This window comes from Akkermansia sp. UBA7090, assembly GCF_002493465.1.
GTDB lineage: Bacteria > Verrucomicrobiota > Verrucomicrobiia > Verrucomicrobiales > Akkermansiaceae > Akkermansia > Akkermansia muciniphila_A.
Window position 1 is genome coordinate 21,987 of the sequence record NZ_DKYW01000009.1, and the last position, 16,160, is coordinate 38,146.

Sequence of the window (16,160 nt, forward strand, 5' to 3'; positions counted from 1 at the left end):
AAACTGCGCTTTTGGGTGAAAAGAGCGTGGGCCGGTGTGCCGGGGATGAAAAAGGCCGGTCCCGTGAAGGACCGGCCTGTAAAAAGGGGGGTGACGCCGAATTTCGCTTACTTGGCGGAAGTTACCAGAGCGGCGAAGGATTCCGGCTTCAGGGACGCGCCGCCCACCAGGGCTCCGTCAATGTCCGGCTGGGCCATGAGTTCCTCCACGTTTTCCGGCTTTACGGAGCCGCCGTACTGGATGCGCACCTTGGCGGCGGCGTCTGCGCCGAAGACGTCGGAAATAACCTTGCGGATGAAGGAGTGGGCTTCCTGAGCTTCCTTGGAAGTTGCGGTCAGGCCGGTGCCGATGGCCCAGACGGGTTCATAGGCGATGACCAGGTTGGCTACTTCTTCCGGGGTGAGATCCTTGAGGCCGCCCTTGAGCTGGATTTCCAGCACGGGTTCCAAAATGCCTCCCAGGCGTTCGTCCTTCGTTTCGCCGATGCAGAAGATGGGGGTAATGCCTGCGGCGATGGCTTTCTTGATTTTGGAGTTGATGATGGCGTCCGTTTCTCCGAAATATTGGCGGCGTTCGCTGTGGCCGAGCACCACATACTTGAGCCCCAGTTCGTTCAGCATGCTGGTGGAGATTTCCCCGGTGTAGGCTCCGTTGTCATACTGGGAGACGTTCTGGGCGCCGGCGGCGATGCAGGAGCAACCGCCCAGGGCGTTCTGCACGGAGGGAATGGTGGTGAAAGGAGGGATGATGACTACGTCGCACGCGACGTCTTTCCCATTAATAAGGTTTTTGAAGCTTTCGATGAACTGGGCGCCTTCGGCGGGGCCGATGTTCATCTTCCAGTTGGCGGCGATGATGGGTTTGCGGGACATAATGGAATGATATAAATCAGGAACACGCATTGTTGACAAATTGGAGCCGAGGTCAAGCACAGATCAAAAGGGCCGCATATGCGCCGTCTGATTTTTCCTCGTGGGGGAGGATAAGTTTTTCTTCTTTCAGCGTCCATTCCGGGTGGTTCTGCAGAAAGTCCCTGACCAGCAGTCCGTCTTCCTCCGCGTCAATGGAACAGGTGGAATAAACCAGTCTGCCGCCCGGTTTGACGGCGCGGGAGGCGTTTTCCAGAATGGTCTTCTGGAGCGCGGCCAGGCGGCGGATTTCCGCCGGAGTCAGGCGCCAGCGCACATCTACGCGGCGTTGGATGACTCCGGTGTTGGAACAGGGAACGTCCAGAAGCACGGCGTCAAAGCGGCCCTCCCATTCCGGGCGGCAGGGAAGGGACCAGTCCGCCTGCGCCGTCCTGACGAAGGGGGATCCCTGCCTGTCCAGGTTTTCCTTCAGGGTGGGCAGCCGGTGTTCGTGGAGATCCGTGGCGGTCAGGCGGGCTTTGCCTCCGGTAACGGCGATGATGGCTGCGGATTTGCCGCCGGGGGCGGCGCAGGCGTCCAGAATCTCCTCCCCGGGCTGGGGGGCCAGCAAATCAATGGAGTAACGGGTGGAAGGGTCCGCCACATAAAGAGAGCCTGCTTTAATTTCCTCCAGCGGCAGAAGGCCTTCCACGGAGAACCAGCCGGGTGCGCGGTCCAGCGGGGCGAGGGAGGCCGGAATATTTTTCAGGGGCATCAGAGGATTGGCGCGCACATACAGGCGCGGCGTGGTGTTGTTCCAGCGGAGCAGGTCGCGGATCGTCTGCGGCCCCATTTGTTCCGTCCATCTCCGCACCAGCCACGCGGGGGTGGAATAATGAATGGAAAGCGGAAGATGTTCCCGTTCCTCCAGAATGTCTTTCTCCCGACGCAAAGCGTTGCGCAGGATAGCGTTTACCAGTCCTCTCAGGCGTACGGACGCAAGATTCACGGTTTCATACACAGCGGCGTGGTCCGCCATGCCCAGCAGGAAAAGCTGGCTCAACCCCAGTTGGAGAATAAGGCGCGCTTCCTCGTCCAGCCTGCCTTTCCGGAGGGTTCCGATGATGTGGTCCAGCCAGGTCCGGTTGCGCAATACGCTGAAGACCAAAGCCTGCACCAGGTGCCTGTCTGCCGGTGGAAGCGCGCCCCGTGAACATTCCCGGTCCACGAGGGTTTCCGCGAAGGAGCGGCCTGCATGCCAGCTCTTCAGGCAATTCAGTGCTGTCTGGCGGGGGGAGGGGGGATTGTTCTTCACCGGGGAACTCTACATGCGGAACGTTCAGGTTTCAACCTGCAAAAACGCCCGGCGGAAAAAGGGGTGCGCCGGGCCGGTTCCGGTTTTCACCGGTCTTTTCTGGGGCTGCCCACTTCCTTTCTGTAGATGGCCTGGAGTTTTTCCAGCTGGTCTTTCCTTGTTTCCGCAAGATTATGCCTTTCTTCAGGGTCCCTGCCTATGTGAAAGAGGAACGGTTTATTCCGTTTTTGCGTAAGTTTCCAGCCGTCTCCCGTGATGACGGTGTGGTCCACGACCACATAATCGCGCTGCCTGGCGGAGTTGCCGAACAGTATATCTTTATAGGAAACGGCATCTTTGCCTTCCGGCATGCGGACCCCTGCAAGATCGGCGAAAGTGGCCATATGGTCGTAGTTGGCCACCAGATTGTGGCAGACCTTTCCATAGGGCAACGTACCGGGCCAGGAAATGATAAGGGGAACACGGATGCCCCCTTCATGGCTGGTCCATTTCAGGCCGGCCAGATTGGCCATGGATTTGTTTGGGCCAATGCGGCCGCGGCTGCCGCGGAAAACATCCAGCAGTTCCCCGGTGCCGTCCAGGACGCCTCCGTGGCAGTCGAGCCCGCGGCCGCGGCTTTTATCCGTACGGTAGTAAAGTTCATGCCCGTTGTCGGAACTGAAAATGATAATGGTGCGCTTGTCCAGGCCCAGCCTGCGCACCTGGTCCACGATGGCTCCGACCTGCCTGTCCAGCTTGTCCACCATGGAAGCGTATTCTTCTGCCGCTCCGGCGCATTCCCTGTTGGTTCCGCTGGCATTGTCATAGGCCTGGCGGATGGCAGGGAAGCCCGCGTACGTGTTTTCTTCCGGAGGAATATCTACCGGGCCGTGGGGAAGGTTGGTGGAAAAAAAGATAAACATGGGCCTGTTCCGGTTTTCCTCCATGAAACGAAGGGTTTCCGCCAGCATCACGTCCGGAGCGTAGGTGACTTTGCCTTCCCTGTTGCCTCTTCGTTTTTCTGTGGCTCCCGGACTGTAGTCTTCCGTGGTTTTCCCTCCGTCGGCATGGGTATTGCCTTTCAGGGGGAGGCGTTCGCCGTCTTTCCAGAGGAAGGAGGGATAAAAGCCATGGGCCCGCTGATGGTCCATGTACCCTGCATAGCGGTCCCAGCCGTGTCTTTTCAATTCTCCGTGCCAGGTGGTGAATCCCCATTCCAGCTTGCCGAACTGTCCCGTGACGTATCCGGCTTTTTTCAGCAATTCCGGGAGGAACACTTCTCCCCCGGCGGCCTTGATGCGTGCTGCCCGTGCCGCTTTCTCTTCCAGTTGCTCATTGGACCAGCCTTCCCGTTCCGCCGTGATGACCAGGGCTCCCGCTGTCTGGGTGTAGGAATGGGAGTGGCTGTCGTGCACGCCCATAAGCAGGGAAGCGCGCGCCGGGCAGCAATATTGGCTGCTGTAGCACCGGGTGAACATGATGCCCTGGCTGGCCAGTCGGTCAATATTGGGTGTTTTCACGATTTCCTGGCCATAGCAGCCCAGCATGCCCATGCCCAGGTCATCCGCGTAAATAAGAATGATATTGGGTTTGAAGGCCGCGGCAGACGCCAAAAAGGGAGAGAGCGAAAATACAGCCGCCAGAAATGCGTGTGAAAGGAATCCCATACTGGTCACTACGCGGGAAAGGAAAAGGTTATTGCAAAGAAAAAACCGTCCGGAGTACCTTTTCCGGACGGTTTGATAAAGAGCGGCTCCGTTACGGGCGCTTAATTGCCGTAGGGTTTGTTGACGCGGCTGAACTGCTTCAGGCGCAATCCGTTGAGGTGGATGAAGCCTTCCGCGTCGTTCTGGTTGTACAGTTCCTCGTGGCCGCCTTCCATCGTGGCGATTTCTTCGGAATACAGGGACTGCGGGGAACGGCGTCCGGCGTACATGACGTTGCCTTTGTAGAGTTTCAGGCGTACTTCCCCGTTGACGGTTTCCTGGGATTTGGTCACGAGGGCCTGGATGGCCTCACGTTCCGGAGCAAACCAGAAGCCGTTGTAAACCAGCGTGGCGTATTCCGGGATGAGGGAGTCGCGCACTTTCTGCACTTCCCGGTCAATTGTAATTGTTTCAATATCGCGGTGGGCCGCCAGCAGGATAGTGCCGCCGGGAGTTTCATAAATGCCGCGGCTCTTCATGCCCACAAAGCGGTTTTCCACGATATCCACGCGGCCGATGCCATGCTTGCCGCCCAGGGCGTTCAGCACGTACATGACGCCCAGGGGGCTGAGGAGGGTGTACCCGTCGCGTTCTCCCTTCGGGGTGACGCCCAGTTCTTTCAGCAGGGCGTCAAGGCCATCGTACTGGATGCCGATGACATTGCCCTTTTCATACAGGAGCTGGATGTATTCGGCCTGATCCGGAGCGTCTTCCGGGGAAACGGAAAGCTTGTACATTTCACGGTCGGCGGGGGTGGTGCCGTCGTACCAGGTATCTTCCAACATCCCGGCTTCAAAGGAAATGTGAAGCAGGTTGCGGTCCATGGAATAAGGCTTTTTCAGAGACTGCCGGATCGGGATGCCGTGGGATTCCGCGTAGGCGATCATTTCCGTGCGGCCCGGGAACTGCTGGCGGAATTCGGGATCGCGCCACGGGGCGATGACCTTGATGTTCGGAGCCAGGGCATTGACGGCCAGTTCAAAGCGGACCTGGTCGTTCCCCTTGCCGGTGGCGCCGTGGGCGATGGCGTCCGCGCCTTCCCGGATGGCCAGATCCACCATATCCTTGGAAATGCAGGGGCGGGCGATGGAAGTTCCCAGCAGGTAGCGGCCTTCGTAAAGGGCATTGGCCTGCATCATCGGGAAGATGTAGTTGGTGGCGAAGTCTTCCTTGAGGTCGCCGATGAAGCACTTGGAAGCGCCCGTCGCCAGAGCTTTGGCTTCCAGGCCGTCCAGTTCCTCCGCCTGGCCTACGTCTGCGCAGTAGGCGATGATTTCGGCATTATATTTTTCCTTGAGCCACTTCAGAAGAACGGAGGTGTCAAGGCCGCCAGAGTATGCAACTACGATTTTCATGTACGTCAATGATTAGTGTGCGGCGGCATGATGCCCCATTCCCCCCCCGGAGAAAAGGACAAAATCATGTTTCGCCGCAGGCTTTTCCCAGGAGCCTCCGGAGACTGCTTTGATGAAACGGTTCCTGACGGAGATGAACCGGCCTTTCCTGGAAAAGCAACGCTCTTTTCTTCCACAGTTTTTTCCGAGATTTACTGGAAATTGCTGCCGGAACCCATTGAAAAATAGCGTTCCATGCAGAGCTCTGCAAGTTTTGGCCTCTTCCGGGTTCCATCTATCATATCCGGCAAATGGTTCGTCCATAAGCCTTCAAATGCCGGGATGATACGCTCGCCCATGCCTGCGCAAGCAGCGCCTCCGAGGTACGGATCTTTATCATGACCATCTTATTTGTTGGGATATTTCTAAAAAATCGGAAAACATTCTTCGTGCCCAGAGAGTCAGCTGTTTTGCGCGGACTCCTTCCAGATATGTCTTCATGGGGTGTTGGAGATAATGGTTAGGAAGAGTTAAATAAACCGGCTTCTTTCATCCTGTTGTGAACGTTGCGGATGCCTTCTCACGCGGTATATTTGTAAAAGAAACAGGTATTCAATCCCATGCGTGAAGGCTGGAGGAAAGGCCGGATGACATTGAAAACGGCCTGAATTTGATAAAATCGAAAAAAAGCGCTTGATTTTTCATCCCCGTCCCTCTACTTATTCCGCCGAACTTATGGCTAAGAAGAGCTGGATCGCAAGAGACAAGAAAAAGGCTGAAACCGTCAAGCGCTATGCAGAACTGCGTGCGCAATTGAAGGCTGAGAAGGATTATATCGGTTTAACCATGCTGCCCCGCAATGCAAGCCCGACCCGTACGGTCAACCGCTGCCTTGTTTCCGGCCGCCGCCGCGCATTTATCCGCCGTTTCAAGCTTTCCCGTATTTCCTTCCGTGAACTGGCCAACGCCGGCATGATTCCCGGTGTGACCAAGTCCAGCTGGTAAGGACAGGGAAAGGTTGCAGCCTTATAAAGATTTTGACGCTAGGCTGATTTTTATTTAGCCTAGCGTTTTGCTATGCCCATATACGAGTATATTTCCGAAAACCCTGACGACCCCGGCCTGTCCTGTCCGGTGTGCCGCCGCGGTTTTGAGTTGAGGCGTCCCGTGGACCGTGCTCCGCTTGAAAAATGCTTGGTGTGCAAGCATCCCGTGCGTAAGGTCATCAGCCGCATTAATGTGCCGGAGGTAACCAAGCCTCTTTCCGTTTCAGACGCCAAGGCTGCCGGATTCACCGTGCTGGAGCGCCGGGATAAGGGCGTTTATGAAAAACTGTGATGACAAGTGCCGGGCAATATCTCTGCCTTCTTCTCCGAATATGTTATTTGAATCAGAATGAATGATCCGGATCCTCTGAGTATTCTTGCGGCCTTCGGGGCCGCTGAAGCGCCCGGTTCAGGCCCGGCGCTGGATGGGATGATGCTGGCAGTTGCCGGCTTTGTCCTTTTTTTACTGTTGAATGCGTTTTTTGCGGCGAGCGAGTTCGCCTTGATGAAAGTTCGCGAAAGCCAGCTGCACGCCGGAGAAGGCGTTCCGGCCCGAACCCGGAAAAAACTGGCCCGGGCACGGAAGGCGGCCAAGCATCCCGATCGTTATTTGGCCGCCTGTCAGGCGGGCATTACTCTTTCTTCCCTGGCGCTGGGATTCCTGGGGACGTTTTTTGTATCGGAATTGACAGCTCCCTTTCTGGTTTCCGTGGGACTGGGAGGCATGGTTTCCGTTTACGGAACTGCTTTGGCCGTGACATTTATTTTCTTTGCCTGCTGCCAGATGGTATTTGGGGAATTTATCCCCAAGGCCATGGCGATGCGCCATCCGGACAAGGCCGCCCTGGCGACGGTTCCCCTGCTGTATTTCTTTTATACGGTGTTCAGGTATACGGGTATTCTAGGGCTGACGAACGGAATGACCCGGTTTGTGCTGAAATACCTGCTGGGCATTGATCCCCGTTCTACGGCGTGCCCGGTGCACAGCACGGATGAACTGATGTATCTGGTGGAAGAAAGCGAACGTTCCCGAGAGCTGACGAAGCAGGAGGCGGAAATTTCCAAGAATGCCCTTGAACTGAACGACATGTGCGTCAAGGACGTCATGACCCCGCGCTCTGAAGTGGATGTGATGGACTTGACGGCTCCCTTTGAGGAAAACTGGGAGCTTGCCCGGAAATCCCGCCACACCCGGTTCCCTCTGGTGGAAGGAGACCACCTGGATGAAGTGAAGGGCTGGGTGCACGTCAAGGACCTGCTCAAACTGGTGGGACGGGAAAATCCGGATCTGATGAGCGTGCGGCGTGAATTGCGCGTGGTGCCGGATACGATGCCCCTGGACAGCCTTCTCACGTTCTTTCTGAAAGAACATGCCCACTTTGCCCTGGTAGTGGATGAATTCGGCGATTCTATCGGCCTGGTATTCCTGGATGATGTGCTGGAACAGATTGTAGGGGATGACATTCAGGACGAATTTGACCAGGAGGAAATGCGGGAGTTTGTGAAAACCGGCAAGGACACATATGCCGTCAATGGGGCTATTACCCTGTTTGACCTGGCCGATTACCTGCCTGAAATGGATTTGGATTGTCCAGGCGTGACCACGCTGGGCGGTTACGTAATCAGCCGGATGGGTTATATTCCGGAAGAAGGGGAGGAATTGCGGATTGGCCGCTACCGGGCTGTGGTGACGGGATCTGACGGCAGAAGAATCACGCAGATTCTGCTGACCCGCCTTCCGGAGGAACAGGAGGAGGAATAGCGCCATGAAGGAAAAACCGCATCCGGATATGAGTTTTGAAATGGAGGCCCGGGCTTCCGGTTTTCTTTGCGTGGCCGGAGTGGATGAAGCCGGGCGCGGGCCGTTGGCCGGCCCCGTAGTAGCCGGAGCCGTTATTTTGCCTGTTCTGGCGGAGGAGCTGGCCGGTCTGAACGATTCCAAGCAATTGACTGCGGCAAAAAGGGAACGCCTGTTCCTGGCTCTTCTGGAGTGCGAACAGGCGGTTTGTTCCGTAGGAGTGGCTTCCGTGGAAGAAATAGACCGGTTCAACATTTTGAGAGCTACTCATCTGGCGATGGCGCGCGCGGTGGAAGGCCTGGCCCTGCGCGCGGATTTCTGCCTGGTGGATGGATTGCCTGTCAAGGGGCTTCCTGTTCCGCACCGCGCCATTGTGAAAGGGGACGGCAGGAGCCTTTCCATAGCCGCCGCCAGCGTTTTGGCCAAGGTAACGAGGGACCGTATGATGACGGAAGCGGACGCTTCCTACCCGCAGTACGGTTTTGCAAAACACAAAGGATATGGCACGAAAGCCCATATGGAAGCTCTGCGGAGGCATGGGCCCTGTCCGCTCCATCGCCGCTCGTTTGCGCCGGTTTCACAAATGGAACTGTCCTTCCCTGAGCAGGGGTGAGCGGGATACGGCATGGCTGGGAATGTACGGGGAACTGGCTGCGGCCTCCTTCCTGCGTGCGGAAGGGTGCGTTGTCCTGAGAAGAAATTGGCGTCCCGTCAGAGGCGGAGAGCTGGACATGGTGTGCCGGGAAGGGGAGTGCCTTGTTTTTGTGGAGGTGAAAACCCGTACGGGAAATGGTTATGGTGGCGCTCGCCGCGCCGTGAACGCCCGCAAAAGGGCGCTGATACGCCGGGGCGCGGCGGAATGGCTTCGCCTGCTTCCGGAACCGGTGACTTTCCGCTACGATGTTGTGGAAGTCCTGTACAGGGAAGGGACACCCCCGGAATTCAGGCATATCCGCGGGGCGTTCGGGGCGAAGGATTTATACTCTTCATGAAAATACCGGGACAGGCGGGATGGAAACGCGGCGGATATGGAACTCAGGTCACGAAGCTCTGCGCAGTGACGGGACAATTTCTTCAATCCCGCATTTCCCCATGCGTGCGGATGCAGAGGTTTTTTCTATTATAATATAGTAAGGGCGGAAAATCAGTCCGCCCGGAGAGCCAGAATGGCCTCCATGAAATCCTGGGGAATATCCATGCGGGCAAGTTCGTCTTGGAGAAGAACGCCGTTGGCTCCCGCATCCAACATGCGGCGCGCGTCTTCCACGGTACGGATGCCCCCTGCGGACAGGACAGTAACGGAGGCGGGTATTTCTTCAATGAGTTTTTCCGTGATTACAGGATTGGCCTGGAGCGTGTGAGGGTCTGCATTATTGATGCAGATGAATTCCGCTTCCAGATCCATGACAGTTTCCAGTTCTTTCAGGGTGTGAACCTCCATCATCACGTCCAGGCCCAGCCCGGAAGCCATGCGGTACATCTCCGACAAATCTTTTGCCGGCAGGGCGGCCGCGACCAGGTTGACGGCATCCGCTCCCGAGACGATAGCCTGGCAGATCATGGCGGGATGAATGAACACGTCGCGCGCCATGACGGGAATGGAGCTGATTCTGGAAACAGTGGACACCATGTCCCATGAGCCGCCGTATACTTCCGGTTCCACAGCGATGGAAATGCCCTGCGCTCCGCCCTGGAGGAACATGTCGTACATGTGCCGGATATCCTGTACTCCTTCCCGGAGGCTGAGGGCGGGATGCACCCTGGATATTTCCGGAACTACGGAGAGGCGGGTTTCCCCAAGATCCACCGCGGTGCGGAATCCCGCATAGTCGTTCCGCTGGATGGCGGAGGCCCGTAATTTCCCTTCCAGAGGAAGAAGTTTTTTCAAATCGGCGCGTTTGCGCTCCAGAATGCTGTTTAGATAATCCATATATTACTTTTTGGGCAGGAAGTAGGAACGTTGTTTTTCAGAGATGGGCAGACCGGCCTGTTCCATGACACACAGCATATCCTCCCAAACCTTTCGCTTTTCTGAAATATCTTCCGTACGGAGAAGATAACTGGGATTATAAGTAACGCGCACGGGCGTGTTGAAAGCTGTGTGGAAGGCGCCTCTCAGGGCGGAAAGAGGCGTTTCTCCTGACTGGAGGATGCCGCGGGCTGCGATGGCCCCCAGGGCTACCACTACTTTCGGGCGCACCAGCATGATTTCCTCCCGTAAAATGGGCAGGGAAATTTCTATCTCCCGGTCTGTAGGAGGACGGTTGTTGGTAAGCTGCCGGGGGAGGGCGGGGCGGTATTTGACCAGATGGGTCAGGTAAATATCGGAGCGGGAAATCCCCATGGCTTTCAACATGGCGTCCAGTTTCTGCCCGGAAGGGCCGGCCAGGGGAAAGCCCTGTTTTTCTTCATACAGTCCGGGAGCGTCCGTTACCATCATGATATCCGCCCTGGGGTTGCCGGAGGAAAAGACGGGCGTTTCCCTCAGGGAATCCATGTTCCGGAGCGGCGGCCAGTTAACGACCAGTTCCCGCAGGGAGGACAGTTTTTCTTCCTCCGTTTCACCTTCCAGATCAAAAGAGATATGGCGGGGTACCGGAACTTCCTCCTCCGTTCTGTGCGGCTGTACTCCGTTGAGGATATCCCGGAGTTCATTGCCGAAGGATGCTTCATCCACGGAGTCTGAAGGCGGCTGGTCCGGGGAGGGCTGTTGCGGCCGTGTTTCACTTGCGTCAGGATAGGCGGAAACGGAAGAGCGGAGGGGGCTTCCGGATATCCGGCGCGCATCCATGACCCATTTTCTCAGAACCATTCTGGCTTCCTCCGTGACGGTGGTTTTCTCCACGCCCCGGGAGAGCAGGGCGCGCAAATAATCCAGCGTGAGGTGTTGAGGAAGGCCGGCGGGCATGTTCGTACCGGAGTGTAATCTATTTCCGGACGGATGCAACAGCCCATTCGGTATGTGCCCGTCTGCCGGGTGAAACGCCGGAACCTTTTATGGAAGGATGCCCGGAAGGGAAAAGAAATGAAGGTCATAGGCGCTTCCTTCCCGTGGCAGCGCCGTGAAAACGGACAGGAAGCCCTTTCTCCGGCTGAACTTCCTTTTTCCGGTATGAGCGTTACCCGAAATTTGGAAGACAACGGCCAGGGAGGGGGCTTTTTTTCAACCGGGCTGGAGCGTCTTTTCCCGTGGCGCGTTTTTGCGGCGGGAACGTTACTGATAACATCCGGACTTTCCGGCTTTCCCTTACAGGGGAATCTTCCTTCCAGTCTCTTCTTGACCCCTTCCTTCTGCTGCATGGGAAGGCTGTGAAAATGCGGAGATGGCAAGGGAACGGGCAGGAATTCGCGTGGGACCTTGAACGGCAAAGGGAAATTCGTTCAACGGGAGACGCGTTTTTTCTTGCCCATGACGCCTTTGCGGGATATCTGCCCTTGAGCTTTTTCAGGAAATATTTTTGAGTGATTGTGTGCTCTTTGTGTGCGTAATATTTTTATTATAAATTGAATATGGTAAAAATAAAAAAGTGTGTCGTGGTGTGATAGAAAAAAGTGTTTCGGGAAGTATATTATTTGTCATGATATGACAAAAATGCGGCATGTTTTATATATTGTTTATTTTTAGCAATTTATAATAATAGATCTTCCTTGTTTGGTAAGGGCTGAGGGGAAAAAAGGATTGCCAAGGCAGGGATTATTTCGTACCCAAGAGCCGCCGTTGCCGATTTTCCGGCTTCCGCACATGGCCTGAAGGTTTTGCCGGAGTGATTGCCATGTGTATGGCGCCTAACCTCGTACCGCATGAATTTAAGAATAATTGCCACCCTGTCTTGTGCCGTCGCGGCCATGTTTGTCAGCAGCTGCTCGACAAACGGAGCCGTAACCGGCATGGGGAAATCCAGTAGTGACGCTCTTGTTTTAGCCCGTGTAGGTGAAACTGCCCAGGGATTCGTCCAGCCCCTGGCCCCCAGTCGCTCGGCAGCGCCTTCTTCCAAACTTCCCAAGTTGGGGCGCGACAAGCACAAGATGCCGTTTTATCATCCCGCTCAGCGCACCCGTGTAGTGCGCACCACGGCTTATACCCATTCCGAACGCGACCATTTGGCTTACGGCCCCCGGAATGCCGTTGGGACGACGCTGAAATACACGTCTTCCGTCCGCAGCGCCGCTGCAGACTGGTCCGTTTATCCCCTGGGGACGACGTTCCGCATCAAGGGCCAGCCCTACCTTTACGTTGTTGATGATTACGGAAGCGCCCTGGTCGGCACCGGCACCATTGATATTTATCAGCCCAACAAGAAGCTGATGAAGGAGTGGGGCCGCCGCTATGTGGAACTGACGATTGTCCGCTGGGGAGATCCCGCCAACAGCCTGGAGGTGCTCGGCAGCCGCCGCGGCTACAGGCACTGCCGCGCCATGTATGCGGCCCTGCGGCACCGCGTTTCCAAGGGGTTTTATGCCAAGGCTGACTGACCTGTGCTTTTCATCCCGGCGCCGCCATCACTGCATGGCGGCGCTTTTTTATTTTCCGCTGTGCGGGCGGAGTGGTAATCTGGCGGCATGAATACGAAAAAACGGGCTTCCATTGTCCGGGAAGAACTCATGTCCCTGTACGGAGCTCCTCCTATTCCCCTGGTGCATCGCGACGCTTATACGCTGCTGGTGGCGGTTCTCTTGTCCGCCCAGTGTACGGACAAGAGAGTAAATCTGGTGACTCCTGCTCTGTTCGCCCTGGCCTCCACCCCGGAGGAAATGGCACGGCAGGATGTGGCCGCGGTCCGGGAAATTGTGAGGCCCTGCGGTCTCTCGGAAAGGAAGGCGTCCGCCATCGTGAACCTCAGCCGCATCCTGGTGGAAAAATACAACGGGAAGGTTCCTTGCGACTTTGCTGCTCTGGAATCTCTTCCGGGGGTGGGGCATAAAACGGCTTCCGTCGTCATGGTTCAGGCTTTCGGCGTTCCCGCCTTTCCGGTGGATACCCACATTTTCCGTCTTTCGCGTCTGTGGGGGCTGAGCAAGGGAAAAACGGTGGAAGCCGTGGAACGTGATTTGAAAAGCCTTTTCCCTGAAAATTCATGGGGAGATCTTCATCTGCGTATTGTCCTGTACGGCCGTGAATATTGTCCTGCGCGGGGATGCGGGGGGCGCTGCCCCATCTGTAGCCGGCTGGCCCGGGAATGCGGTTCCGCAGGCGGCTGAATTTTTTACAAGGTCTAAAATGAATGCTTGCAAGTCTGAATGGGCATGCTTTAATACGTCAGTATCTTGTTGAACAACCATATAACTTAAATTATGAAGAACCTTTTTAGACTGGGCTTCCGTTTCGTTGCATTTGCTTCCGTTCTGATGGCTGCGTTTTCTACATCCGCTTTCGCTCAGGAAGCTGCTGAAACTGTTGCTCCGCAGGAACAGACCATGCTTGACAAATGGATCATTGCCGGTGGTTGGACCATGATTCCGATTATGCTGGTGGAAGCTTTCATCATCTTCCTGGTGATCTACAACATGGTAGCCCTGAAAAAGGAAAAATTCTGCCCGGAAGACCTCAAGGTCACCCTGTTGCAGCTGATGGCCGAATGCCGCATCCGGTCCGCCATTGAAGTGGCTGCCGGCAGCCCCACCTATCTGGGCCGTCTGGTTGCCTACGCTCTGCCGAACGTGGATGCCACCCGTCCGGAAGACCTTGGCAAGGATGCTATTGAAGACGCCGTAGCCGACTTTACGGCCAACGAAAGCCGTGCCGTGTTCAAGTGGATTAACATGCTGGCCCTTTGCGCGCAGATTTCCCCCATGCTCGGTCTGTTCGGGACGGTGCAGGGGATGGTGGGCGCATTCGGTACGCTGGCTACCGCAGGCCAGGCGGACCCCACCCAGTTGGCCGGTGATATTTCTGTGGCCCTTCTGACGACCTTCTGGGGCTTGATCAACGCCATTATCGCCACTCCGTTCTTCTTCTTCCAGAAGGGTATAGCCAATGCCCATATTGCTGAATGCGTGGGCACCGTGCAGGAAATGGTGAATACCTCCATCAATGTGGTGAACGCTGAAGCCCAGCTTGCCCGTATTCCTGAAGGTTTGGCCTGATTGCCGGAACAGACGGTCCGGTCCGGAAGCTTCCGCGTGTGCGGAGCCGGACCGGAGAATCTCAACCAAATGTAGCTTATGGGTAAGAAGAAAGCTAATGTAGCGCCTGAAGAAGTAAATGGGGAAATGGATATGTCCCCCATGATCGACATGGTTTTCCTCCTGTTGATTTTCTTCGTGGTGAACGCTACGGCCATTACCGTTAAAAAAGATAAGAACATTCAGATGCCCACGGCCAGCAGCTCCGGTGAAGTGAAATCCGCCAACGGCTGCATTGTGGTGAATGTTTATGGGGAAGGCGCGGGCAAGCGGCCGCCCGGCGTAGATCCCAGTGTTCTCTGGTCCTCCGACGTAGGCACCCCGCTCAACTCTACTGACGAACTCAAGGAATATATCAAGAACCTTGCGGAACGCTTCAAGGACAAGCAGGATTTTGAAACGCGCCTTTATCTGCGCGGTGACCAGCAGGCTCTCTTCAAAGGGTCCCGGGAGGTAATCCGTGTGGCTGCGGAATGCGGTGTAATCAAAGTGATTTTTGCCGTTCTGCCTGCCAAGAATTCCTCTACTGCAAACAAGGCTGAATAACTTTACGCGCTATGGCAAGACACAAAAAACTGGAAACGGTTGAGGATGAAGATCCCAAGCTGGATATTTCCTCCCTCATCGACGTGTGTTTCCTTCTGTTGATTTACTTCATTGTGGCGACTTCCCTGATTCAGGAACGCAAGCTGGATATGTCCATGCCGGGCCAATCCATGGGCGAAAACGCCTCCCAGATTGAGCCGGCGCTGATCCGCATCATCAAGGACGGCACTATTTACTGGGGCAAGGACAACAGCCTGATGATCGACAATGACATGAACAACCATAACCTGGCGACGCTCGTGCAGCAGCTGGAAGCCAAAAAACAGGAAGCCAGCGCCGTAGGCACCAAGCCGGTAGTGCAGTTGTGGGTGGAAGGGGATGTCCCCCACCAGCGTGTTATTGACGTCATGAACGCGTTGACGGAAGCCGGAATTACAACAGTGGCTCTGACCGACCTTAAGGACGACTGAAAGTAAATTACCTTTATTTTTTCATTGTCTCTTAGCTTCCGTTCCCTTTGGGGAGCGGAAGCTTTTTGTTATTGCCGGGAGAAACAGAGGCTTGCATACGGCAGCAAAGCTCCGTGGAGAAATTCGGAGCAGGGCATGCCCCTTTTATTGTACGATAAATGTTCTGGTTGGGAGATGTAGTTTTGGCTGGAGCCATACTCCTTCATGGCCCGTCGCGGAATCCGTTTTTCCCTTCCGAGGAACCGCAGGCGGCGGATAGCCGTGAATTTTGACCGGGGACGGAGCTTCAAGAAAATGTTGCTGTCTTTCTCCAGTATTGTATTCCGTGCACGTCCGGGAGGGGGACAGGCAGTCTGAAGATGCGCATTCGGGAGAACGTTGGAGGTGCCGGCTTCAGGAAACCTGTTCATTCACGGGAGGGATTGAAAGAGTGATATTGGAAGGCAGGTGAAGCAGATAAAGGAAAAAGCGGCTTGAACTCTTGATCTTATTTGTGCAGTGACCGGAAGGTCCTTATTGGTGATTCCCGGAAGTGATCATTTGTTATTGGGGAATACGGGGGGAGGAAGTATATTTTCCCGTATCTCCCCGTGGGGAGGAATGGCTGTTTTTTCATCAGAGAAGGCGAAGGCGTTTATTCCGCTCCGTTTTTCATGATATTTCCTTTCAGTTCGCGGCTGGGATTTCCTATTGAAAAAAGAAAATTGGGCGGGGGCTGTTGTTGGGGGAGAAGGCCGGCATGGCTGTGGATGTCGGAAAAATGGAATCCGGTCCGGCGGACGCTGTTTCCGCCATGTTGCATGTGCCTTTGATGTCTTGATGGACGGGATTCGGGGCTGATGAAGCCGTGAGCCGTGTCCTGCCGGGAAATGGTGAAGGAGGGAGCGTAGAGTTCCTTTGGCCGTAGAGTGGTGCGGCGGGATATTGAAAAAGCCTTTTTATGCCGGGAAAAGCAGTATTTTCCCGGATGTCCGGCGCCCACCTGCCCCAGCTTC

16 protein-coding genes are annotated in these 16,160 nt (G+C 55.7%); 10 read left to right on the forward strand and 6 right to left on the reverse strand.

Features of this window, described 5'->3' with window-relative positions; all coding sequences use genetic code 11:
• Nucleotides 1-107: 107 nt before the first annotated feature.
• The 4 genes from tpiA to B3075_RS03055 form a co-directional block, all read right to left on the reverse strand.
• Entirely contained in the window at nucleotides 108-872 is a 765-nt protein-coding gene (gene tpiA, locus B3075_RS03040; RefSeq protein ID WP_094136868.1) for a triose-phosphate isomerase, read from the reverse strand.
• Nucleotides 873-924: 52 nt separating this feature from the next.
• Nucleotides 925-2,163: an RsmB/NOP family class I SAM-dependent RNA methyltransferase gene (locus B3075_RS03045; protein ID WP_290488254.1), complete on the reverse strand. Its 1,239-nt coding sequence runs from the start codon at nucleotides 2,161-2,163 to the stop codon at nucleotides 925-927.
• An 86-nt stretch (nucleotides 2,164-2,249) separates the two neighbouring features.
• On the reverse strand, nucleotides 2,250-3,809 hold the full coding sequence (locus B3075_RS03050; protein ID WP_290488255.1) for a sulfatase-like hydrolase/transferase: 1,560 nt from the start codon (nucleotides 3,807-3,809) through the stop codon (nucleotides 2,250-2,252).
• A gap of 101 nt (nucleotides 3,810-3,910) precedes the next feature.
• Nucleotides 3,911-5,203: an argininosuccinate synthase gene (locus B3075_RS03055; RefSeq protein ID WP_094136987.1), complete on the reverse strand. Its 1,293-nt coding sequence runs from the start codon at nucleotides 5,201-5,203 to the stop codon at nucleotides 3,911-3,913.
• A gap of 714 nt (nucleotides 5,204-5,917) precedes the next feature.
• On the opposite strand from B3075_RS03055, the gene rpsN reads away from it, so the two are divergent.
• From rpsN to B3075_RS03080, 5 genes are all read left to right on the forward strand, one after another.
• Nucleotides 5,918-6,187, forward strand: a complete 270-nt coding sequence (gene rpsN / locus B3075_RS03060; RefSeq protein WP_012419610.1) for a 30S ribosomal protein S14 — start codon at nucleotides 5,918-5,920, stop codon at nucleotides 6,185-6,187.
• Nucleotides 6,188-6,259: 72 nt separating this feature from the next.
• Nucleotides 6,260-6,520: an FmdB family zinc ribbon protein gene (locus B3075_RS03065; protein ID WP_022198575.1), complete on the forward strand. Its 261-nt coding sequence runs from the start codon at nucleotides 6,260-6,262 to the stop codon at nucleotides 6,518-6,520.
• 141 nt (nucleotides 6,521-6,661) lie between these two features.
• A complete protein-coding gene (locus tag B3075_RS03070) occupies nucleotides 6,662-7,990 on the forward strand; it encodes a hemolysin family protein (RefSeq protein ID WP_290488274.1) in 1,329 nt (442 codons plus the stop codon).
• Between the two features lie 4 nt (nucleotides 7,991-7,994).
• Nucleotides 7,995-8,639: a ribonuclease HII gene (locus B3075_RS03075; RefSeq protein ID WP_290488256.1), complete on the forward strand. Its 645-nt coding sequence runs from the start codon at nucleotides 7,995-7,997 to the stop codon at nucleotides 8,637-8,639.
• 22 nt (nucleotides 8,640-8,661) lie between these two features.
• Nucleotides 8,662-9,018 carry a YraN family protein gene (locus B3075_RS03080; protein WP_290488257.1) on the forward strand — a complete coding sequence of 119 codons (357 nt, stop codon included), beginning with the start codon at nucleotides 8,662-8,664 and terminating at the stop codon, nucleotides 9,016-9,018.
• 152 nt (nucleotides 9,019-9,170) lie between these two features.
• Here B3075_RS03080 and B3075_RS03085 read toward each other — a convergent pair whose 3' ends face one another.
• Both B3075_RS03085 and B3075_RS03090 read right to left on the reverse strand, forming a co-directional pair.
• Entirely contained in the window at nucleotides 9,171-9,956 is a 786-nt protein-coding gene (locus B3075_RS03085; RefSeq protein ID WP_290488258.1) for a hypothetical protein, read from the reverse strand.
• Between the two features lie 3 nt (nucleotides 9,957-9,959).
• Nucleotides 9,960-10,934 carry a uracil-DNA glycosylase gene (locus B3075_RS03090; RefSeq protein ID WP_290488259.1) on the reverse strand — a complete coding sequence of 325 codons (975 nt, stop codon included), beginning with the start codon at nucleotides 10,932-10,934 and terminating at the stop codon, nucleotides 9,960-9,962.
• Nucleotides 10,935-11,827: 893 nt separating this feature from the next.
• On the opposite strand from B3075_RS03090, the gene B3075_RS03095 reads away from it, so the two are divergent.
• The 5 genes from B3075_RS03095 to B3075_RS03115 all read left to right on the forward strand — a co-directional run bounded on the left by B3075_RS03095 (nucleotide 11,828) and on the right by B3075_RS03115 (nucleotide 15,165).
• Nucleotides 11,828-12,499 carry a 3D domain-containing protein gene (locus tag B3075_RS03095; protein WP_256943580.1) on the forward strand — a complete coding sequence of 224 codons (672 nt, stop codon included), beginning with the start codon at nucleotides 11,828-11,830 and terminating at the stop codon, nucleotides 12,497-12,499.
• An 87-nt stretch (nucleotides 12,500-12,586) separates the two neighbouring features.
• The gene (locus B3075_RS03100) at nucleotides 12,587-13,225 is read left to right on the forward strand and encodes an endonuclease III domain-containing protein (RefSeq protein ID WP_290488260.1); all 639 of its coding nucleotides are present in this window, start codon (nucleotides 12,587-12,589) and stop codon (nucleotides 13,223-13,225) included.
• Between the two features lie 93 nt (nucleotides 13,226-13,318).
• Nucleotides 13,319-14,110, forward strand: coding sequence for a MotA/TolQ/ExbB proton channel family protein (locus B3075_RS03105; protein ID WP_094136879.1), 792 nt, complete (start codon nucleotides 13,319-13,321; stop codon nucleotides 14,108-14,110).
• A gap of 78 nt (nucleotides 14,111-14,188) precedes the next feature.
• Nucleotides 14,189-14,695, forward strand: a complete 507-nt coding sequence (locus B3075_RS03110; RefSeq protein ID WP_094136880.1) for an ExbD/TolR family protein — start codon at nucleotides 14,189-14,191, stop codon at nucleotides 14,693-14,695.
• Nucleotides 14,696-14,706: 11 nt separating this feature from the next.
• Nucleotides 14,707-15,165 (forward strand): ExbD/TolR family protein, encoded by a 459-nt coding sequence (locus B3075_RS03115; RefSeq protein ID WP_094136881.1) that lies wholly within the window; start codon nucleotides 14,707-14,709, stop codon nucleotides 15,163-15,165.
• Nucleotides 15,166-16,160: the final 995 nt, after the last annotated feature.